Source organism: Streptomyces sp. NPDC088254 (assembly GCF_044740925.1).
In the GTDB taxonomy this organism is placed as follows: Bacteria; Actinomycetota; Actinomycetes; order Streptomycetales; family Streptomycetaceae; genus Streptomyces.
Genome location: NZ_JBIURQ010000004.1, coordinates 138,669 through 158,563 on the forward strand (window position 1 = coordinate 138,669; position 19,895 = coordinate 158,563).

Annotated in this window: 20 protein-coding genes; 10 read left to right on the forward strand and 10 right to left on the reverse strand. The window is 73.1% G+C overall.

Going from position 1 to position 19,895, the window contains the following annotated elements:
• Nucleotides 1–32: 32 nt before the first annotated feature.
• The 6 genes from ACIOC0_RS13565 to rsmI all read right to left on the reverse strand — a co-directional run bounded on the left by ACIOC0_RS13565 (nt 33) and on the right by rsmI (nt 5,897).
• Complete coding sequence (locus tag ACIOC0_RS13565) at nt 33–926, reverse strand: 4-(cytidine 5'-diphospho)-2-C-methyl-D-erythritol kinase (RefSeq protein WP_402155189.1); 894 nt, start codon at nt 924–926, stop codon at nt 33–35.
• On the reverse strand, nt 923–1,795 hold the full coding sequence (gene rsmA, locus ACIOC0_RS13570) for a 16S rRNA (adenine(1518)-N(6)/adenine(1519)-N(6))-dimethyltransferase RsmA (protein ID WP_402155190.1): 873 nt from the start codon (nt 1,793–1,795) through the stop codon (nt 923–925). Before rsmA ends, ACIOC0_RS13565 begins: the two co-directional genes overlap by 4 nt.
• Nucleotides 1,796–1,867: 72 nt before the next feature.
• The gene (locus ACIOC0_RS13575; RefSeq protein WP_402155191.1) at nt 1,868–3,367 is read right to left on the reverse strand and encodes a ubiquitin-like domain-containing protein; all 1,500 of its coding nucleotides are present in this window, start codon (nt 3,365–3,367) and stop codon (nt 1,868–1,870) included.
• A 120-nt stretch (nt 3,368–3,487) separates the two neighbouring features.
• Nucleotides 3,488–4,375, reverse strand: a complete 888-nt coding sequence (locus tag ACIOC0_RS13580) for a TatD family hydrolase (protein ID WP_402155192.1) — start codon at nt 4,373–4,375, stop codon at nt 3,488–3,490.
• 40 nt (nt 4,376–4,415) lie between these two features.
• Nucleotides 4,416–4,814: a hypothetical protein gene (locus ACIOC0_RS13585; RefSeq protein WP_402155193.1), complete on the reverse strand. Its 399-nt coding sequence runs from the start codon at nt 4,812–4,814 to the stop codon at nt 4,416–4,418.
• A gap of 225 nt (nt 4,815–5,039) precedes the next feature.
• Nucleotides 5,040–5,897 carry a 16S rRNA (cytidine(1402)-2'-O)-methyltransferase gene (gene rsmI, locus ACIOC0_RS13590; RefSeq protein ID WP_402155194.1) on the reverse strand — a complete coding sequence of 286 codons (858 nt, stop codon included), beginning with the start codon at nt 5,895–5,897 and terminating at the stop codon, nt 5,040–5,042.
• Nucleotides 5,898–5,970: 73 nt separating this feature from the next.
• On the opposite strand from rsmI, the gene ACIOC0_RS13595 reads away from it, so the two are divergent.
• From ACIOC0_RS13595 to ACIOC0_RS13605, 3 genes are all read left to right on the forward strand, one after another.
• On the forward strand, nt 5,971–7,731 hold the full coding sequence (locus ACIOC0_RS13595; RefSeq protein ID WP_402155195.1) for a dolichyl-phosphate-mannose--protein mannosyltransferase: 1,761 nt from the start codon (nt 5,971–5,973) through the stop codon (nt 7,729–7,731).
• A 220-nt stretch (nt 7,732–7,951) separates the two neighbouring features.
• Nucleotides 7,952–9,592, forward strand: coding sequence for a penicillin-binding transpeptidase domain-containing protein (locus tag ACIOC0_RS13600; protein ID WP_402155196.1), 1,641 nt, complete (start codon nt 7,952–7,954; stop codon nt 9,590–9,592).
• 260 nt (nt 9,593–9,852) lie between these two features.
• Nucleotides 9,853–11,523, forward strand: coding sequence for a penicillin-binding transpeptidase domain-containing protein (locus tag ACIOC0_RS13605; RefSeq protein WP_402155197.1), 1,671 nt, complete (start codon nt 9,853–9,855; stop codon nt 11,521–11,523).
• Nucleotides 11,524–11,563: 40 nt separating this feature from the next.
• On the opposite strand, the gene ACIOC0_RS13610 is transcribed toward ACIOC0_RS13605, so the two are convergent.
• Complete coding sequence (locus ACIOC0_RS13610) at nt 11,564–11,920, reverse strand: SsgA family sporulation/cell division regulator (RefSeq protein ID WP_402155198.1); 357 nt, start codon at nt 11,918–11,920, stop codon at nt 11,564–11,566.
• 182 nt (nt 11,921–12,102) lie between these two features.
• Here ACIOC0_RS13610 and ACIOC0_RS13615 point away from each other — a divergent pair, with 182 nt between their 5' ends.
• The 6 genes from ACIOC0_RS13615 to ACIOC0_RS13640 all read left to right on the forward strand — a co-directional run bounded on the left by ACIOC0_RS13615 (nt 12,103) and on the right by ACIOC0_RS13640 (nt 17,097).
• Nucleotides 12,103–13,158 carry an energy-coupling factor ABC transporter permease gene (locus ACIOC0_RS13615; RefSeq protein ID WP_402155199.1) on the forward strand — a complete coding sequence of 352 codons (1,056 nt, stop codon included), beginning with the start codon at nt 12,103–12,105 and terminating at the stop codon, nt 13,156–13,158.
• Nucleotides 13,159–13,160: 2 nt separating this feature from the next.
• Nucleotides 13,161–13,922 (forward strand): cobalt ECF transporter T component CbiQ, encoded by a 762-nt coding sequence (gene cbiQ, locus ACIOC0_RS13620; protein WP_402155200.1) that lies wholly within the window; start codon nt 13,161–13,163, stop codon nt 13,920–13,922.
• Nucleotides 13,919–14,704 carry an energy-coupling factor ABC transporter ATP-binding protein gene (locus ACIOC0_RS13625; RefSeq protein ID WP_402155201.1) on the forward strand — a complete coding sequence of 262 codons (786 nt, stop codon included), beginning with the start codon at nt 13,919–13,921 and terminating at the stop codon, nt 14,702–14,704. Before cbiQ ends, ACIOC0_RS13625 begins: the two co-directional genes overlap by 4 nt.
• Before the next feature lie 131 nt (nt 14,705–14,835).
• Nucleotides 14,836–15,270, forward strand: coding sequence for a MarR family winged helix-turn-helix transcriptional regulator (locus ACIOC0_RS13630; RefSeq protein WP_402155504.1), 435 nt, complete (start codon nt 14,836–14,838; stop codon nt 15,268–15,270).
• A gap of 126 nt (nt 15,271–15,396) precedes the next feature.
• Nucleotides 15,397–15,843 (forward strand): organic hydroperoxide resistance protein, encoded by a 447-nt coding sequence (locus tag ACIOC0_RS13635; protein WP_402155202.1) that lies wholly within the window; start codon nt 15,397–15,399, stop codon nt 15,841–15,843.
• An 84-nt stretch (nt 15,844–15,927) separates the two neighbouring features.
• Complete coding sequence (locus tag ACIOC0_RS13640) at nt 15,928–17,097, forward strand: serine hydrolase domain-containing protein (protein WP_402155203.1); 1,170 nt, start codon at nt 15,928–15,930, stop codon at nt 17,095–17,097.
• A gap of 9 nt (nt 17,098–17,106) precedes the next feature.
• Here ACIOC0_RS13640 and ACIOC0_RS13645 read toward each other — a convergent pair whose 3' ends face one another.
• A complete protein-coding gene (locus tag ACIOC0_RS13645; protein ID WP_402155204.1) occupies nt 17,107–17,382 on the reverse strand; it encodes a DUF1876 domain-containing protein in 276 nt (91 codons plus the stop codon).
• 230 nt (nt 17,383–17,612) lie between these two features.
• On the opposite strand from ACIOC0_RS13645, the gene ACIOC0_RS13650 reads away from it, so the two are divergent.
• Nucleotides 17,613–18,011 carry a VOC family protein gene (locus tag ACIOC0_RS13650; protein ID WP_130442342.1) on the forward strand — a complete coding sequence of 133 codons (399 nt, stop codon included), beginning with the start codon at nt 17,613–17,615 and terminating at the stop codon, nt 18,009–18,011.
• 13 nt (nt 18,012–18,024) lie between these two features.
• On the opposite strand, the gene ACIOC0_RS13655 is transcribed toward ACIOC0_RS13650, so the two are convergent.
• Together ACIOC0_RS13655 and ACIOC0_RS13660 are read right to left on the reverse strand one after the other, a co-directional pair.
• Nucleotides 18,025–18,870 (reverse strand): EamA family transporter, encoded by an 846-nt coding sequence (locus tag ACIOC0_RS13655; RefSeq protein ID WP_402155205.1) that lies wholly within the window; start codon nt 18,868–18,870, stop codon nt 18,025–18,027.
• 152 nt (nt 18,871–19,022) lie between these two features.
• Complete coding sequence (locus tag ACIOC0_RS13660) at nt 19,023–19,553, reverse strand: lamin tail domain-containing protein (RefSeq protein WP_402155206.1); 531 nt, start codon at nt 19,551–19,553, stop codon at nt 19,023–19,025.
• Nucleotides 19,554–19,895 lie beyond the last annotated feature (342 nt).

Sequence of the window (19,895 nt, forward strand, 5' to 3'; positions counted from 1 at the left end):
AACAGCCAGTCAGGGATCCTCTGCAAAGACCCTCAGAGCACCGTCGCCCCCGCCGCCGGTGACGTCGCCACGCGCACCGTGCGGCAGGCGCCGGAGGTCCGCAGGGCCTCGGCCACCGCTGCCGCGGACCCAGGGTCACGTGCCAGGAAGGCAGTCGTCGGGCCCGAGCCGGAGACCAGGGCCGCCAGCGCGCCCGCCGCCCGGCCCGCGGCGAGGGTGTCGGCCAGTTCGGGGAAGAGGGAGAGGGCGGCGGGCTGGAGGTCGTTGGTGACGGCGGCCGCGAGCGCGTCGGGGTCGCCCTTGGCGAGGGCGGCCAGGACGTCCGGGGAGGCCTCCGGCTCGGGGATGTCGCGCCCCTCCGCCAGCCGGTCGAACTCGCGGAACACCGCCGGCGTCGACAGCCCCCGCTCGGCCATCGCGAACACCCAGTGGAACGTGCCGCCCACCTCCAGCGGCGTCAGCTTCTCGCCGCGCCCGGTGCCCAGGGCCGCCCCGCCGATCAGACTGAAGGGCACGTCGCTGCCCAACTCGGCGCAGATGTCGAGGAGTTCGTCACGGCTCACGCCGGTGCCCCACAGCGCGTCGCAGGCGAGCAGCGCGCCCGCGCCGTCCGCGCTGCCGCCCGCCATGCCGCCGGCGACGGGGATGTCCTTGGCGATGTGGACGTGCACGTCGGCGACGCGGCCGTACCGCTCGGCGAGGGCGAGGGCCGCGCGCGCGGCCAGGTTGGTGCGGTCCAGGGGGACCTGGGCGGCGTCCGGGCCCGCGCAGGTGACGCGGAGCCCGTCGGCCGGGGTGACGGTGACCTCGTCGTAGAGGCCGACCGCGAGGAAGACGTTCGCCAGTTCGTGGAAGCCGTCCGCGCGGGCGGCGCCCACCGCGAGCTGCACGTTGACCTTGGCGGGCACGCGCACGGTGACGCTCACGCGGCGTCCTCCCGCTTGTTCTCCGCGATCCGGGCGAACTCCTCCACGGTGAGCGACTCGCCGCGGGCCTGCGGCGACACCCCGGCGGCGACCAGCGCCGCCTCCGCGGCCGCGGCCGAACCGGCCCAGCCGGCGAGCGCCGCCCTCAGCGTCTTGCGACGCTGCGCGAAGGCCGCGTCGACGACGGCGAAGACCTCGCGCCTGGACGCCGTGGTCTTCACCGGCTCGGTCCGGCGGACCAGGGAGACCAGCCCGCTGTCGACGTTCGGCGCGGGCCAGAACACGTTGCGGCCGATGGCGCCGGCCCGCTTGACCTCGGCGTACCAGGCGGCCTTCACGGACGGCACCCCGTACACCTTGGAGCCGGGGGCGGCGGCGAGGCGGTCGGCGACCTCCGACTGGACCATGACGAGGGTGCGCTCGATGCTCGGGAAGGTGTCGAGCATGTGCAGCAGAACCGGCACGGCCACGTTGTACGGCAGGTTGGCGACCAGCGCGGTCGGGGCGGGGCCGGGAAGCTCGGCGACGTGCATGGCGTCGGAGTGGACGAGCGCGAAGCGGCCCGCGCGCTCGGGCATGCGCGCGGTGATCGTCGCGGGCAGCGCGCTCGCCAGCACGTCGTCGATCTCGACGGCGGTGACGTGGTCGGCGGCCTCGAGCAGCGCGAGGGTGAGCGAGCCCAGGCCCGGCCCCACCTCCACGACCACGTCGTCCGGGCGGACGCCCGCGGTGCGCACGATACGGCGGACCGTGTTCGCGTCGATGACGAAGTTCTGGCCGCGCTGCTTGGTGGGGCGGACGCCGAGGGCTGCCGCCAGTTCGCGGATGTCGGCGGGGCCCAGGAGGGCGTCGGGGGTGGGGCTGGTCACGGGACAAGGGTACGGGGGCCGCCGGGCGCGGCCGTCCGGGAGCCGCCCCGCGCCCCGACGGCTCACGCCGGTTCAGCCCTCCAGCCTGGTCCCGCAGTGGGGCCAGGGGGCCGCGCCCCGTCTGACGTACAGCTTCTTCGCGCGGAAGGTCTGCTCCGCCGCGGGGGCGTCCTGGGGGCGGCCGGCGCCGCCGAGGCTGTGCCAGGTGCGGGTGTCGAACTGGTAGAGGCCGCCGTACGTGCCGGACGAGTCCACGGCGTCGGCGCGGCCGCCGGACTCGCAGGCCGCGAGGCCCCGCCAGTTCAGGCCGTCGGCGCCGCGCACGGACGCCGGCAGCGGTTTCGTGCCCACCTTCACCAGCCGCGCCCGAGGCTCGCGCACGATCTCGCTCCTGATCCGCCTCGGCTTCTGCCGTACGCCGTTGACGGTCCGCAGGGCGTAGGTGATCCGCCGCAGCCCCGGCTGACCGGGCTGCTCCACGACCTGTGTGCCCCGGAACAGGGAGGGGTCCTCGGCGCGGCGCACGGCGAACGGGATCGCCTCCTCGCGCACCTCCTCCGCGCCGGTGATCCGCAGCACGGTGACGGTCTGCCCGTCCCGGGGGAAGCTGCCGGAGGGCACGGAGGTGGCGTCCTGGCCGCGCAGGGTGATCCCGGCCTGTTCGACCGCCTCGCCGACGGTCGCCGCGTTGGTGCGGACGGTGCGGGCTCGACCGTCCGCGAGGATCGTCACCGCGCGTTCGGTGCGGACGTCCAGCGCGAGCCCTCCGTGCCCGATGCGCCGGGTGCGCTCGACGGAGAGGTACGCGCCCTCCGCGCGCACCCCGATCTCCCGGAGCGCGCCCTCCACCGTGTCCGCCGTCGTCCACACCTCGCGCGGCTCACCGTCCAGGGTGAGCCGCAGGGGGCGCCCGTAGCGCACCTCGATCTCGTCGCCGCTGGTGAGGGGCGTGCCGGGGGCGGGCGTGACGACGTCGTGCACGCCCAGCGGCACGCCCTGGTCGGCCAGCAGCTCGGTGACGTCGTCGGCGAAGGTGTGCAGGGTGCGCGGCTTGCCGTCGACGGTCAGCTCGACCGCCTTGTCCTTGGCGACGAACGCGGCGGTCCCGCCGGCCAGGAACGCGACGACGAGCGCTTGAGGAAGCAGCCGGCGCACCGCCGACTCGGGTCGCTCGGAGCGCTCGCCCCGGTCGGGCCGCTCACGTCGTTCAGGGGTCCGCGTCCTGCGCCGCCGCCCCGCCCGTCGTCCCGCGTCCGGCTCGGTGCGGGGTCGGGTGAGCGTCACGGTGGGCGCCTCGGCCGTGGCGGCCGCCGCCCAGTCGACGAGCGTGGGCGACTCGCCCGCCGTCGCGTAGCCGGGCCGGTAGGTGTCGGTGTACGGGACGTCGAAGGGGACGTCGTACGCCTCGGGCGTCCCGTAGAGGCCGGGCGTCCCGTAGAGGCCGGGCGTGCCCTGCTGGCCGGGGGGCACGTACACGCCGTACGCCAGCGTCTGCGCGCTGTGCAGATCGGCGCCGGGGTGCTCGGGGTACGCGGGGTGCGGTGCGTACCACGGATGGTGCGAGATGCTCACGCCGACACGCTCCAGGGGGCCTGGGGGTCCGAAAGGGGCCCGGATCGGGCCCCCAGAACCTAGCGGAGCGGCCGTCACTCTCCAAAGCGGCTCGGCTGCACAGCGTCATGTTCGAGTGGTTCAGTAGTCGAACGCGCGAGCGGTGTTGGCGGCGAGAGCCGTAGCCATGACGTCCTCGTCGACGCCGCGCACGGCGGCCATCGCACGGACCGTCACCGGGACGAGGTACGGGGCGTTCGGCCTCCCCCGGTACGGGGCCGGGGTGAGGAAGGGCGCGTCGGTCTCCACCAGGACCAGCTCCAGCGGGGCGACGGCGAGGGCGTCGCGCAGGTTCTGGGCGTTCTTGAAGGTGACGTTGCCGGCGAACGACATGAAGTACCCGGCGCGGGCGCAGATCTCCGCCATCTCGGCGTCGCCGGAGTAGCAGTGGAAAACGGTCCGCTCGGGGGCGCCCTCCTCCTTCAGGATCCGCAGGACGTCGGCGTGGGCGTCGCGGTCGTGGATGACGAGGGCCTTGCCGTGCCGCTTGGCCATCTCGATGTGGGCGCGGAAGGAGCGCTCCTGCGCCTCCTTGCCCTCGGGGCCGGTGCGGAAGTGGTCGAGCCCGGTCTCGCCGACGCCCTTGACGTGGGCGAGCCCGGCCAGGCGGTCGATCTCGGCGAGCGCCTCGTCGAGCGCCGCCGCGCCGCCCGGCTGCCGTGCGCCCTGACGCGACCAGCCGTCCGGGTCGCCGTGGACGATGCGCGGCGCCTCGTTGGGGTGGAGGGCGACGGCCGCGTGGACGCACTCGTGCGCGGCCGCCGTCTCGGCCGCCCACCGGGAGCCGCGCACGTCGCAGCCGACCTGGACGACCGTCGTCACCCCGACCGACGCGGCTTTCGCGAGGCCCTCCTCCACCGTGCCGGACTGCATGTCGAGGTGGGTGTGGGAGTCGGCGACGGGCACCGCGAGGGGTGCCGGGAGCGGCGGCGCGGCGTTCTTGTCGGCCTTGTCGGCGTTCGAAGGCATGCCCCGATCCTACGAAAGGGCCGGGGCCGCGCCGTCCGGGTCAGCCGGCCCGGCGGTGGAAGGGGTGGAGGAGGTCGGACAGCTGCCAGTGGTGGCGCTGCTCGCGGGCCACGCCCGCCACCTCGGCCACCGGCTCGGCGCCCTCGTCCGGCGGCTGCCGCCGTGCCGCGCTGAGCACCGAGGAGACCTGCCCCGCCCGCATGATGCGCACGATGTGCGCGTCGCAGTTCTGGCACACGGGGCGGCTCAACGGCGACGGCACGACGCGTCCGTCGGCGACGTATCGGACGAACTCGTGGCCGTCGGCGTCCGTGTGGTGCTCGATCTCGTACGACTGTTCCCAGCCGTGCCCGCAGCGCATGCAGGCGAAGGAATAGGACTCGTGCACGACGGGAACCCCCGCGGTGCTCAGGCCGGACCGCCCTGTGATCTCACCCATCCCGGCTCCTTTGATCCACTGGTCGAGGACGAAGTGCCCTCAGCCCAGTGGACTGCTCGCCCCTTGCGAACGCAGCACACCTGCCGAGTAATTGGCCCCGATTTGGCCATGCCTTGAAACGGACGCAGGCGCAGCCGACCCAGGGGCGCGGGGAACTGCGCGACCAGCCACACACCACCCGCACCCCGGACACGACAGCCCTCGATCGGCGCTACCGCATCCCTCTCATCCAGCGGTGCGCTTCGCTGCCACGAGCGCGTCGAACACCACCCGCTTGGCCAGCCCCGCCTCCACCGCCACCGCGGCGATCGCCTCCTTGCGCCGCTCGCCGGCCTCCTCCCGCACCCGCACCCGCCGCACCAGCTCCTCCGCGTCGAGTTCCTCGGGCCCGGGCTCGGGCGCCCCGGTGACGACGACGGTGATCTCGCCGCGCACGCCCTGTGCCGCCCACTCGGCCAGCTCGGCCAGCGGCCCGCGCTTGATCTCCTCGTACGTCTTGGTCAGCTCGCGGCAGACGGCCGCCCGCCGCTGACCGCCGAACACCTCGCTCATCGCGGCGAGGGTGTCGTCGAGCCGGTGCGGGGCCTCGAAGTAGACGAGCGTGCGCCGCTCCTCGGCGACCTCCCGCAGCCGGGACAGCCGCTCGCCCGCCTTGCGCGGCAGGAACCCCTCGAAGCAGAAGCGGTCGACGGGCAGGCCGGACAGCGCGAGGGCGGTCAGGACGGCGGACGGTCCGGGCACGGCGGTGACCCGCACGTCGTGTTCGACGGCGGCGGCGACGAGCCGATAGCCGGGGTCGGACACCGACGGCATCCCGGCGTCGGTCACCAGCAGCACGCGCGCGCCGCCGAGGAGCGCCTCGACGAGTTCGGGCGTACGGGCGGACTCGTTGCCCTCGAAGTAGGAGACGATCCGGCCCGTGGTCGTCACCCCCAGCGCCTGCGTGAGCCGGCGCAGCCTGCGGGTGTCCTCGGCGGCGACGACGTCGGCGCCGGCCAGTTCCTCGGCGAGTCGGGGCGGTGCGTCGGCGACGTCCCCGATGGGCGTGCCGGCGAGGACCAGGGTTCCGGGTGCGTCTGTCACCTTTCCAGTCTCCCAAGACCGCGAGAACCCCGGTGCACGGGACTCCCACAGACGGGTTCCCTACGATGGCGCGGTGACCAGTACCGCGTCCTCCATGGACTCCACGGACTACCGGCAGGACCAGGCGCCGCAGGATCAGCGGCCGGCGTGGCGGCAGCGGCTGCGCCGTTTCGGATACTCGGCGGAGCCGCAAGGCGACGTCCGTGAGCGGTTGTCGCCGCCGTTCGCCGAGCCCGGTCCGCGGCTGTGGGCGGTGCTGGGGATCGGGCCGGTGTGGGCGGGGCGGATCACGCGCTGGTCGGGCTGGGGCGGGCCGCTCCTGGTGACGCTGATGGCGGGCGTGCTGCGGTTCTGGAACCTGGGCAGCCCGAAGGCGGTGATATTCGACGAGACGTACTACGCGAAGGACGCCTGGGCGCTCGTCCACCGGGGTTTCGAGGTCAACTGGGAGAAGAACGCCAACGATCTGATCCTGTCCTCCGGCGGCCATGTCACGGTCCCGTCGGACGCGGCGTACGTGGTGCATCCGCCGGTCGGCAAGTTCGTCATCGGGCTGGGCGAGCTGCTGTTCGGGTTCGATCCGTTCGGCTGGCGGTTCATGACGGCGCTGCTGGGGACGCTGTCCGTCCTGATGCTGTGCCGGATCGGCCGCCGGCTGCTGCGCTCGACGCTCCTGGGCTGTCTGGCGGGCGCGCTGATGGCACTCGACGGGCTGCACTTCGTGATGAGCCGGGCCGCGCTGCTCGACGGGGTGCTGATGTTCTTCGTGCTGGCGACCTTCGGCTGTCTGCTGATCGACCGGGACAAGGCGCGCGAGCGGCTCGCGGCGGCGCTGCCGGCGTTCGACGACCGGGAGGGCGGCCCGCGCCGTCCGGACGCGCACGTCGCCGAGACGACGCGGCTCGGCCTTCGGCCGTGGCGCTGGGCGGCCGGTCTGATGCTGGGTCTGGCGATCGGCACCAAGTGGAACGCGCTGTACGTGATGGTGGCGTTCTGCCTGATGGCGGTCCTGTGGGATGTCGCCGCGCGCCGGGTGGCCGGTGCGCGCCGCCCGTACCTCGCGGTGCTGCGGCGGGACACGGGGCTTGCGTTCCTGGCGACGGTGCCGGTCGCACTGGTGACGTACGTGGCGTCGTGGGCGGGCTGGATCCTGTCCGCCCGCGACGGCTCGGGCGGCTACTACCGCGACTGGGCCGAGGGCGACGGCAAGGGCGGCAGCTGGACGTGGCTGTTCCCCGACTGGTGGCGCAGCCTGTGGCACTACGAGACGCAGGTGTACGAGTTCCACACCCACCTGACCTCGCCGCACCCGTACCAGTCGAACCCGTGGAGCTGGATCGTCCTGGGCCGCCCGGTGTCGTACTTCTACGAGTCCCCGGCGCCCGGCAAGGACGGCTGCCCGGCGGACGCGGGCGAGAAGTGCGCGCGGGAGGTGCTGGCGCTCGGCACGCCGTTGCTGTGGTGGGCGGCCTGCTTCGCGATCCTGTTCGTGCTGTGGCGCTGGTTCTTCCGCCGTGACTGGCGGGCGGGCGCGATCGCCTGTGGCATCGCCGCCGGGTACCTGCCGTGGTTCCTGTACCAGGAGCGCACGATCTTCCTGTTCTACGCCGTGGTCTTCCTGCCGTTCCTGTGCCTGGCGGTGGCGATGATGGTCGGTGCGCTCGTCGGCCGGCCGGAAGGCGGCAACACCCGGCGGGTGGCGGGCGCGACGGCGGCGGGCGTGTTGGTGCTGCTGATCGCGTGGAACTTCATCTACTTCTATCCGCTGTACACGGGGCAGGCGATCCCCATCGACTCCTGGCGTTCACGTATGTGGCTGGACACCTGGGTGTGAGGCGGTCGTCCGGGGTCGCGTTCAGATGCTTGGCCGGCGTTTCGGTTGCCCGTTTTTTCACCATGCGTCGATCTCCCTTCGGACAACTTCCGTCAACTCCTTTCCCCGTGGCCCCCGGTTGCGCTTACAGTGCGACCGAGACCCGCCTTTCTGAACGCGTTCAATCGCGTACGGAGAGGCTCACGGGACCAACGGGGAAAGAACGGGGAGGGGTGCGGCCATGCACAAGGGGGCCAAGACGGCGATCGTCGGTTCCGTGTTCGCCGTGATGGTGGGAGGGGCCGGATACGGCACCTTCAACATCCTGAACGCGCTGAACTCGGACGGCGGCGGCACCACGGGGGCGAACGGGCCGGTGTCCGTGAAGAAGAGCGGGCCGCCGGACGCGTCGGAGGTCGCGGACACCACGGCCGCGTTCTTCGCCGCCTGGGAGAAGGGGCAGGCCGCGGCCGCCGCGGCGCTCACCAACAACGACCAGAAGGCGGAGCCCCTGCTCACCGCCTACGGCGGGGCCGCGCACATCACCGACGTGCGGATCACACCCGGCAAGGCGAGCGGCGCCAGCGTGCCGTTCAGCGTCGCGGCGACGGTGTCGTACGAGGGGAAGTCCAAGCCGCTCGCCTACAAGAGCTCCCTCAAGGTGGTGCGCGGACTGACCACCGGCAAGGCGCTCGTGGACTGGCAGCCCTCGCTCGTGCACCCCGGCCTCAAGGAGATGGACGACACCCTCGTCACCGGCGAGTCGGCGACGCCGCCCGTCGAGGCCGTCGACCGCGACGGCAAGGTGCTCACCAAGGAGAAGTACCCCTCGCTCGGGCCGATCCTCGACCAACTGCGCGCCACCTACGGCGAGAAGGCGGGCGGCACCGCCGGCGTCGAGCTGACGATCCGGCACGCCACGCCCGACACCGCCGACACCCCGCTGCTCACCCTCTCCGAGGGCAAGGCGGGCCGGCTGCCCACGACGATCAGCGCGACGGCGCAGGCGGCGGCCGAGAAGGCGGTGGGAAAGTTCGACAACGCCTCGGTGGTGGCCGTGCGGCCGAGCACCGGCGAGGTCCTCGCGGTCGCCAACCACCGCGCCGACGGCTTCAACGCGGCCTTCCTCGGCCAGCGGGCGCCCGGCTCCACCATGAAGATCGTCAGCGCGGCCACCCTCATCGACGCCGGGCTGACCGAAGCGAACGGCCCGGCCCCCTGCCCCGCCGAGGCCGTCTGGGAGAGCCAGACCTTCCACAACCTCGCCGACCTGCCCGCGGACGAGAACGCCACCCTGGCGCAGAGCTTCGCCCGCTCCTGCAACACCGCGTTCGTGAAGTTCGCCGACGAGCTCGGGGTCGACTCCCTCACCAGGGAGGCGCAGCAGCGCTTCGGCGTCGGGCGCGACGACTGGAAGACCGGCATCCCGTCCTTCGACGGCTCCGTCCCCGCCGTCGGCGGCCCCGACACCGCGGCCAACCTGATCGGCCAGGGCAAGGTCCAGATGAACCCGCTGACCATGGCCTCCGTGACGGCCACCGCGATGACGGGCGACTTCCGCCAGCCGGTCATCGTCCCCAGGAGCCTCGACGGGCGGACGCTCGCCCAGGCCGAGGGGCTGCCCGGCACGACCGCGACCCAACTGCGCTCGATGATGAACCGCACCGCCACCAGCGGCACCGCGGCCGGCGTGATGTCCGGCCTGCACGGCCGGATCGGCGCGAAGACCGGCTCTGCCGAGACCGACGGCAACGCGACCTCCGACAGCTGGTTCACCGGCTACCGCGACGACCTCGCCGCCGCAGCGATGGTCGAGGACGGCGGCCACGGCGTCGACGCGGCCGGCCCGATCGTCGCCACGGTGCTGCGCACGGGCGGCTGAACTCGCGCGGTGCGGCCGAGCCGTACGCCGGCCGAGCCGTACGCCGGCTGAGCCGTACGCCGGCTGAGCTCTACGACGGCTGGGCTGCACGGCGGCCGGGCTGTACGCCGGCTGACAAGAAGCAGCCGAACGGGGGCGTGGTTGACGTCACACGTGATGTCACCCCCGCCACCGGGGACCCTAGGCTGGTTCCCCTCGTTGGGATGGGTGAGGGCAGTGGGGCGAGGGCGGCCTCGGACAAGCTTGGAGGATCTCGGGCTGTGGGCAACAGAAGGCGCGTCGCCGAGCGACGGAACAAGCGGCCCGTCGTGGTCGGCGGTGTGATCGCCGCGGTCGTCGGCGGCGCCGGCATCGCCGGGTACGCGCTGTACGGCGGCGGTGCGGCGGCCGAGGACGGCTCGTCCCGGGCGGCCGAGCGCAAGCCCGCGGTGAAGACGGGCCCGCTGTCGGCCGCCGAGGTGACCTCCGCGGCGCAGGCGTTCCTGACCGCCTGGCAGCAGGGCAAGGTCGCCCAGGCCGCCGCCGTCACCGACGACCCGAAGGCCGCCGCCGCGCTGCTCACCGGCTACACCAAGGACGCCCACGTCACCGGCGTCGCCCTCACCGCCGGCGCGCGCAAGGGCGACAGGCTGGCCTTCTCCGTCAAGGGCACGGTGACGTACAAGAAGACGGCGAAGCCGCTCGCCTACGACAGCGCGCTGACCGTCGTACGGCGGGCGTCGGACGGCAAGCCGCTGGTCGACTGGCACGCCTCCGTCGTCCACCCCGACCTCGCCGACGGGGACACCCTGGTGACCGGGGAGGCCGGCGACCCGCCGGTCAAGGCGTTCGACCGGGACGGCGGCGAGCTGACCGCGAAGAGGTTCCCGTCGCTGGGCACGGTCCTGGACGGGCTGCGCGAGAAGTACGGGAAGAAGGCCGGCGGCACGGCGGGCGTCGAGCTGCGGGTGATGCGCGGCAAGGACTCCAAGGCGAAGAAGGCCTCCGACAAGACGCTCCTGGAGCTGAGCGAGGGCACGCCGGGCTCCGTGAAGACGACGCTGAGCCCCACCCTGCAGGCCACGGCGGAGAAGCAGGTGGCGAGCAGGGCGCGGTCCTCGGTCGTCGTCGTCCGCCCGTCGACCGGCGAGATCCTGGCCGTCGCCAACAGCAACCCGAACTTCAACACGGCCTTCCAGGGCTCTCTCGCGCCCGGCTCCACCATGAAGGTCGTCACCGCCTCGCTGCTGATCGAGAAGGGACTGGCGTCGGCGGACAAGCCCCACCCGTGCCCGAAGTACTTCACGTACGGGGGGTGGAAGTTCCAGAACGACGACGAGTTCGAGATCAAGAGCGGCACGTTCAAGGCGAGCTTCGCCCGCTCCTGCAACACGGCCTTCATCAGCCAGGCCGGCAAGCTCGACGAGAACAGCCTGACCCAGCAGGCCCAGCAGGTTTTCGGCCTGTCCCGGGACGACTGGTCGGTCGGCGTGCCCAGCTTCGACGGCGCGGTCCCGGTGCAGTCGGCGGCCCAGATGGCGGCCGAGCTGATCGGCCAGGGCGGGGTGCGGATGAACCCGCTGAACATGGCGTCCGTCTCGGCCACCATCAAGTCGGGGACGTTCCACCAGCCCTACCTGGTGGACCCGTCGGTGGACGACCGCACGCTGGCCACCGCCGCGCGCAAGATGTCGCCGTCCACGCTGTCCCAGCTGCGCGAGCTGATGAACTACACGGCCGCCTACGGCACTGCGGCCAAGGCGATGACCGGCCTCGGTCCCGACTACGGCGCGAAGACCGGCTCGGCGGAGGTCGACGGCCAGAAGGAGCCCAACGGCTGGTTCACCGCCTACCGCGGCGACCTCGCGGCCGCCGGCGTCGTCCAGGCGGGCGGCCACGGCGGCGACACGGCCGGCCCGATCGTGGCGACCCTGCTGAAGGCGGGCCGTTGAGGACAGGCGAGCCGCAAGGTCGTGGCGCCGGCGGCCGGCCTCAGCGGCTGACCGGCCGGCCCGTGGCCGTGTAGGTGCGGCGCAGGAAGCGGAGCAGGGTCTTGGACTCGAACTGGACCACCGAGACGCCCTGCACGGAGTGGAACTCCACCACCGCCTGGACCCGGCCGCACGGCCACACGCGTACCTCGCCGCTGCCCGCCGGGGTGCGCAAGCCCTTTTCGAGGAGCGTGCGGGCGATGGTGCGCTCGTGGGCGCCGGGCAGTCCGACGCGGACCGAGCGCGGGTCGTCCTCGGGGTCGTAGCGCAGCACGACCGGGACGGCCGCCCATCCCTCCTCGACCAGGTCGGCGTCGGTGACGATGTGGGCTCGCGCGTACTGTTCGACTACAGACATCGGCCGCCCCTTCACGCTGCGTGACCTGTGCGGAATCTGTACGTCCGACACCCCTCCAATGTCGCATATTTTCCGGACGCCGCCCCCTGAGACCGGTCGATCTCACATGTGCGATAGGTGACCGCAAAAGACGAGACACTCGCTCTTGCGAACGGTTCGCATATGCCCCCTACAATCGGACAGTGCACGTACCTGACGGATTCATCAACGCCCCGACCTCCGCCGTCGCCGGAGTCGTAGCCGCCGGCGCGGTCGCCGTGAGCCTTCGCGGGGCGCGGCGCGAACTCGACGAGCGCACGGCCCCGCTGGCCGGCCTGGTGGCGGCGTTCATCTTCGCCGTGCAGATGCTCAACTTCCCCGTGGCCGCGGGCACCAGCGGCCATCTGCTGGGCGGCGCCCTGGCCGCGATACTCGTGGGCCCCTACACGGGGGTCCTGTGCGTGTCCGTGGTCCTGCTGATGCAGGGCGTCCTCTTCGCCGACGGCGGTCTGACCGCGCTCGGCGTGAACATCACCGTCATGGCCGTGGTGACGACGGTCGTCGCGTACACCGTCTTCCGCGCCCTGGTGAAGGTGCTGCCCAGCAGCCGCCGCTCGGTCACCGTCGCCTCCTTCGTCGCCGCGCTGCTGTCGGTGCCGGCCGCGGCCCTCGCCTTCACCCTCGTTTACTGGATCGGCGGCACCACCGAAGTCCCGATCGGCAAGGTCGCCACCGCGATGGTCGGCGTGCACGTGCTGATCGGCATCGGCGAGGCCGTGATCACCTCGCTGACCGTCGGCGCGGTCCTCGCCGTGCGCCCGGACCTCGTCCACGGGGCGCGCGGACTGCGCCAGAAGCTGCGGCTGAGGGTGAACGGCGAACTCGTCGACGCGCCGGACGCCGAGGAGGAGCGCACGGCCCCCGTCCCGGCGGGCGCCTCCCGCCGCACGCTGTGGGTGAGCGGTCTCGTCACCTCGCTCGTCCTCGCCGGGTTCGTCAGCTTCTACGCCTCGGCCAGCCCCGACGGCCTGGAGAAGGTCGCCGCCGACAAGGGCATCGACGCCAAGGCGCGCGAGCACGCCGCCGCCGACTCCCCGCTCGCCGACTACGGCGTCAAGGACGTCGCCGACGCCCGTCTGTCCGGCGGCCTCGCCGGGGTCATCGGCGTCGGGGTGACCGTCGTCGCGGGCAGCGCCGTGTTCTGGGCGGTGCGCAGGCGTCGTACGGACGACGCCTCCCCGGCGAACACTGGGGTCTAGGCGTGGGCGCCGGACACGCCCACCGGCTCTACCGGGCCGGCCACTCCCCCGTGCACGCCCTGCCCCCGCACACCAAGCTGGCGGCGGCGTTCGCCTTCGTGGCGGTCGTGGTGTCGACCCCGCGCGAGGCGATGTGGGCGTTCGGCCTGTACGCGGTCCTGCTCGGCGTGGTCGCGTTCCGCGCGCGCGTACCGGCCGGCTTCCTGCTGAAGCGGCTGCTGATCGAGGTGCCGTTCGTCGCGTTCGCGGTGCTGATGCCGTTCGTGGCGGAGGGTGAGCGGGTGGACGTGTGGGGCCTGTCGCTCAGCGTCGAAGGGCTGTGGGGCGCCTGGAACGTGCTCGCCAAGGGCACGCTCGGCGTCGCCGCGTCCGTCCTCCTCGCCTCCACCACCGAACTGCGGGAGATCCTCCTCGGCCTGCAACGGCTCAAACTCCCGCCGCTGCTGGTGCAGATCGCCTCCTTCATGATCCGCTACGGCGACGTCATCACGGACGAGCTGCGGCGCATGCGGATCGCGCGGGAGTCTCGCGGCTTCGAGGCGCGCGGGGTGCGGCACTGGGGGGTGCTCGCGAAGACGGCGGGCGCGCTGTTCATCCGCTCCTACGAACGCGGGGAACGCGTGCACCTGGCCATGGTCAGCCGCGGGTACGCCGGTTCGATGCCGGTGATCGACGAGGTGAGCGCCTCCCGGGCGCAGTGGTCGTACGCCTTCGCCCTGCCGTTGGCCGCGCTGGCGGTGTGCGTGCTGGGATGGACCCTATGACCGCCGTGACGCCCGAGCCCGACCCCGTGTCCGCCCCGCCCTCGCTCCAGGTGGCCGGGCTCGCCTTCGCCTACCCCGACGGGCATCAGGCGCTGTTCGGCGTGGACTTCTCGATCGCGCGCGGTGAGCGGGTGGCGCTGCTCGGCCCGAACGGCGCCGGCAAGACCACCCTCGTCCTCCACCTCAACGGCATCCTCACCGGCGGCGCGGGCGCGGTGAGCGTCGCGGGACTGCCCGTCGGCAAGCGGCACATGGCCGAGATCCGGCGCAAGGTCGGCATCGTCTTCCAGGACCCCGACGACCAGCTGTTCATGCCGACGGTGCGCGAGGACGTGGCGTTCGGGCCCGCGGCGGCCGGGGTGAAGGGGGCCGAGCTGGAGGAGCGCGTGGACCGCGCGCTCGCCCGGGTCGGCATGTCGGACTTCAAGGACCGTCCGCCGCACCATCTGTCCTTCGGGCAGCGCCGCCGGGTGGCCGTGGCGACGGTCCTCGCGATGGAGCCGGAGATCCTCGTCCTGGACGAGCCGTCCTCCAACCTCGACCCGGCCTCCCGCCGCGAACTCGCCGACATCCTGCGCTCGTTGGACGTCACCGTCCTGATGGTCACGCACGATCTGCCGTACGCGCTCGAACTGTGCCCGCGCTCGCTGATCCTCAGCGAGGGCGTGATCGCGGCGGACGGACCGACCGGCGAACTGCTGTCCGACGCGGAGCTGATGCGCGCCCACCGCCTGGAGCTGCCGTTCGGGTTCGATCCGCGCTCCGTGACAATGGGCGCGTGACGAACGAGCGATCCGACGTGACCGGGGCGGCCGGAGAGCCCGCACGGGCCGGTGCCCGGCCGGCGTCCGGTGCGACCGCGCAGGCCGGTGCGCCTTCGGGGGCTGGTGCGCCTTCGAAGGCCGAGGCGTCGCTGCAGCTGGACCAGCAGCTGTGCTTCGCGCTGTACGCCGCCCAGCGCGCGGTGACGGCCGCCTACCGGCCGCTCCTGGACGAGCTGGGGCTGACCTATCCGCAGTACCTCGTCCTGCTGGTGCTGTGGGAGCGCGGCGAGATCACCGTGAAGGAGCTGGCCGAGGCCCTGCGGCTGGACTACGGCACGGTGTCGCCGCTGCTGAAGCGGCTGGAGTCGGCGGGGCTGGTGCGCCGGGAGCGCTCGGCGCGCGACGAGCGCTCGGTGCTCGTGGCGTGCACCGGGCGCGGTGAGGAACTGCGGGGGCGCGCGGAGCGCGTGCCCGGCGCGTTGCTCGCGGCGACGGGGGTCGACGAGGCGGAGGTCGCGCGATTGCGCGAGGAGCTGTGGCAGCTCGCGGGGCGGGCACAGGAAGCGGCGGAACGCGCCCGCTGACCCCTGAGACGCACGCGCCCCACCTGCTGTTACCCGCGGTTGCGACCCCCTGATGAACAAGCGGTTTCATACCGGCCGGTACCTTGTGCACGATGTAATTGCACACTGTCCGGGGGAGGGACCGCCGTGACCGAGGACACCGAAGTCGACACCCGTCCGACGAAGATCATGTACGTCGCCGAGGCCACCGCACACGGGGGCCGGGACGGGTATGTGACCAGCCAGGACGGCCATATCCAGCTGAAGGTGGCGATGCCGCAGGCGATGGGCGGTGACGGGGCCGGCACCAACCCCGAGCAGCTCTTCGCGGCCGGGTACAGCTCCTGCTTCCACAACGCGCTGATCCTCGTCGGCAACCGCGCGGGCTACGACCTCACCGGCTCCACGGTCGCGGCGAAGGTCGGCATCGGCCCCAACAGGACCCGCGGCTACGGCCTCGCGGTCGCCCTGAGCGTCTCGCTGCCCATCCTCGACGCGGACCTCGCCGCGAAGCTGGTCGACGCGGCGCACCAGGTGTGCCCGTATTCCAACGCCACGCGCGGCAACATCGACGTGACGATCCTGCTGGGCTGACACCCCCCAGGAATCGCAGGCGGGGGGCCGGTGTTCCATGGAAGTCGAAGGTCGGCCGACAGGCAGTCGAGAGGATGTGCGGGCGTGGACGTGAGCGGTGCGGTGGCCGAGGGCTTCGAGCCGGTCCGGGAGGCGTTCGCACGGAACTTCACGGCGCGCGGCGACCGAGGCGCGGCGGTGGCCGTCTACCGGGACGGGCGCAAGGTCGTCGACCTGTGGGGCGGCGTCCGGGACGTGGACGGCGAGGCGCCGTGGGAGCGGGGCACCGCGCAGATCGTGCGCTCGGCGACCAAGGGCGTGGCCGCCGCCGTCCTCCTGCTGCTGCACCAGCGCGGGGAGCTGGACCTGGAGGCGCCCGTCGGCGCGTACTGGCCCGAGTACAAGGCGGCCGGCAAGGAGCGGACCCTCGTACGGGACCTGCTCGCGCACCGCGCGGGCGTGCCCGTGCTGGACCGGCCGCTGACGCCCGCCGAGGCCGCCGACCCCGACCTCGGCGCGGCGGCCGTCGCCGCCCAGGCGCCGGCGTGGGAGCCGGGCGCCGACCACGGCTACCACGCGCAGACCTACAGCTGGCTGACCGGCGAGCTGGTGCGCCGGGTCACCGGGCGCACGATCGGCGCGTGGATCGCCGAGGAGATCGCCGGGCCGCTCGGCGCCGACCTGTGGCTCGGACTGCCGGCCGGCGAGAGCGCGCGCGTGGGGCGCGTCGGGCCGGTCGAGGCGCCCGTCCCCGCGGGCGCCCTGAGGACCCGGCCCAAGCGGGCCGTCTCCGACGCGTACGCCGACCCCGCCTCCCTCACCCGCCGCGCCTTCGCCGCGATCACCCCGCTGCCCGACGAGAACGACCCGGCCTACCGCGCCGCCGCCCTCCCCGCCTCCAACGGCATCGCCACCGCGGAGGGGCTCGCCCGCTTCTACGCCTCGCTGATCGGCGAAGTGGAGGGCGGGAGGCGGCTGTTCCTCCCGGAGACGGCGCGGGCGGCGCGCGGTGAGCGTGCGGCGGGGCCGGACCGGGTGCTGGTGGTGAACACCCGGTTCGGCCTCGGCTACATGCTGCACGGCACCGCGTCCCCGCTGCTGTCCCCCACCTCCTTCGGTCACCCCGGCCGTGGCGGCGCCCTCGGCTTCGCCGACCCGGAGTCCGGCCTCGCCTTCGGCTACGTCACCAACGGCTTCCGCAAGAGCGTGACGGCGGACCCGCGGGCGCAGGCGCTGGTCAGGGCGCTGCGGGAGAGCGCACAGCGGGTCTCGTGACCCCGCCGCTCAGACGTTGATCGGGTGCGACGTGCGCCCCGACGCGTCGTCGATCTCCATGTGGGCCTTGGTGAGGAGCTGCATGGCGAGCTCGTTCAGCGCGCGGGCGCCCGCGATCTCCTCGCCGACCCGGGGCTGGTTGGCGTCGACGCGGTGACGGCTCGCGTGCCCCTGGGCCCGGACCTCGGTCCCGTCGGGCAAGCGGACCATGGCCACCGCCCGCGTGTGCTGCTCGTCCTCCTGGAACTCCAGCTCGACATGCCATCCCACAGCGGTACGCATCATGACGATCACCTCCGGAACTTCTGCTTCCAGGGTGCGCCTCCCGGCCGGGGATTGCACCGGGCCGCAAGAGCGCGCTAGCGTCACCCGGGTGACTGCCGGGTCGGCCATGGGCCATACACGAGTGAGGCGCCCGGCCTCGGCGTGAGCCCGGGGCGGGGGAGAGACCCGCCCGGCCTCCGTGTCCTTCGACAGCCCTTCACGCCGTCAACGACCCGGAGAAACCACCTCACATGTCCGCCAGCACAGCGCTGCCCCAGCTGAACCACACCGCCGTCTACGCCTCCGACCGCCGGCTCTCGGCCGAGTTCCTCGCCGCGATCCTGGGCGTCCCGGTCGGCGCGCCCTTCGGCCCGTTCCTGCCGGTCGACCTCGGCAACGGCGTCACCCTCGACTACTACGAGCTGCGCGACGAGCCGATCCAGTCCCAGCACTACGCGTTCCTCGTGCCGGACGAGCAGTTCGACGCGATGATCGCCCGCCTGGAGGCCGTCGGGGTCACGTACTACGCCGACCCCCGCCACACCGAACCGGGCCGTGTGAACGGCCTGTTCGGCGGCCGCGGCGCGTACTTCGCCGACCCGGACGGCCACAACATGGAGATCATCACCCGTCCGTACGCCAGGCCCTGAGCCGCGCCCGCCCTCAACCGGCGTGCAGCATCAGCCCGATGCCGAGGACGAGCAGTCCCGCGGCGGCGATGCGGGGCGCGCCGAACCGCTCCTTGAAGAACACGGCCCCGATCGCCGCGCCGACGATGATCGACGACTCGCGCAGCGCGGCGATCGGGGCCAGGGCGGCGCGGGTCTGGGCCCACAGGACGAGGGCGTAGGCGGCGACGGACAGTGCCGCGCCCAGCAGGCCGAGGACGGCGTGGGGGCGCAGCACCTGAAGGGTCCGGCCGCGCCAGCGGGTGATCGCGTACAGCGGCAGGACCGTGCCCTGGACCGCCATCAGCCAGGCGATGTAGCCGAGCGGGGAGCCGGCGACGCGGACGCCGAGGCCGTCGATGACCGTGTACGCGGCGATGGTCAGCCCCGTCGCCAGGGCCGCGCCGATCGCCGCCCAGTCGGGCCGCCGCCCGCGCAGGCCCCACAGGGCGACCCCGGTCAGGCCGGCGCAGGACACCGCGACGCCGGCGGCCGCCCAGCCGTCGGGCACCTCGTGCGCGAACACGGCGGCCAGGACGGTGACCACGAGCGGGGCGGAGCCGCGCGCGATGGGGTAGGCCTGGCCGAAGTCGCCGAGCCGGAAGGAGCGCATCAGCAGGGCGTAGTAGGCGATGTGCACGGCGGCCGAGGCGAGCAGGTACGGCCAGGCCCCCGCCGCCGGGAACGCCGCGAACGGTGTCAGCGCGAGCCCGATGAGCAGGCCGCCGCCGGAGATGAGGGCGAAGCCGGTGAGTTTGTCGGTGATGCGGTGGGCGATCGCGTTCCAGGACGCGTGCGTGACCGCGGCGAGCAGGACGGCGGCGGTGACCAGCGGGGTCACGCGACGCGCTCGCTCGAGCAGCCGGCGGGGCGAGGTCGGGCGGGCGCTCCGGTCGTCGTCATGCGAGGCACGCTAGCGGCAGACACGAACGAGCGGCGCGTCCGCCCCCGGTGGTCGGGGCGGACGCGCCGCTGTCCGTGCGTGACTGGGCGTCAGCCGCGGTCACCGCCGTGGTGACGGTCACCGTGGTGGCGCTCGCCGTGGTGGCGGTAACCGCCGTGGTGGCGGCGCTCGTTCCACGACTCGCGGTCGATGACGCGACCCTGGGCGTCGCGCAGGGTGGCCGTGTCGGAGCGGTTGTCCCAGATGTGGCGGCTGCGGTCCTGGAACACGTCGCCGAGGGTGTCGCGGCCCTCGCCCGTGTGGACGCGGACGGTGGCGCGGGGGGCGAGGCGGTAGTTGCGGAAGGTGTACCGGTCGCCGTCCTGGTCGGTCAGCGTCCAGCCCCGGAGGTTGATCGCGTGCCGGGTGTTGTTCTTGAGCTCCACCCACTCCTTGTTCAGCGAGTGGTTGGCGCGCCGGTCGTGGCCGGGCGCGTCGTACTGCACGTCACTGATCTCCACCGGCGGCCGGTTCGGGAAGCGGTCGGCTGCGGTCGCCGGCAGCGCTGCCGCGCCGAGCAGGGCGGCGGCCGCGAGGGAGGCGGCGGCCAGACGGCGGGCGGAAACGGTCGAAACGGTCACGAGGTCTCCTTGCGTGGTGCGGGCCGCGGCCCGTTCGGCTGCGGCACACACAGCTGACCATCGATTTCGGAGCGTGTGGGACCGACCGCGCACTGTGTTACCGATCGTCCATATTCCGGTGACAGACGGATGCAATGTCCATCCATGCACTGAATGAACGCGGTGCCCGTGGTTGAGCCTTTGACGGCCCTTGCGGCCGGAGGCCCTCACCCGAAAGTGGGTCACAGCATTCCGCTCTGTTGACGCCGCGTGCGGCGCCCGCTGCGCACGATCCACTGCCGATCACGTCGGCACGCCGCGCCCCGTGCTTGAGGCCGCCGGCGTGCCGCGTTCGTTCCGCCG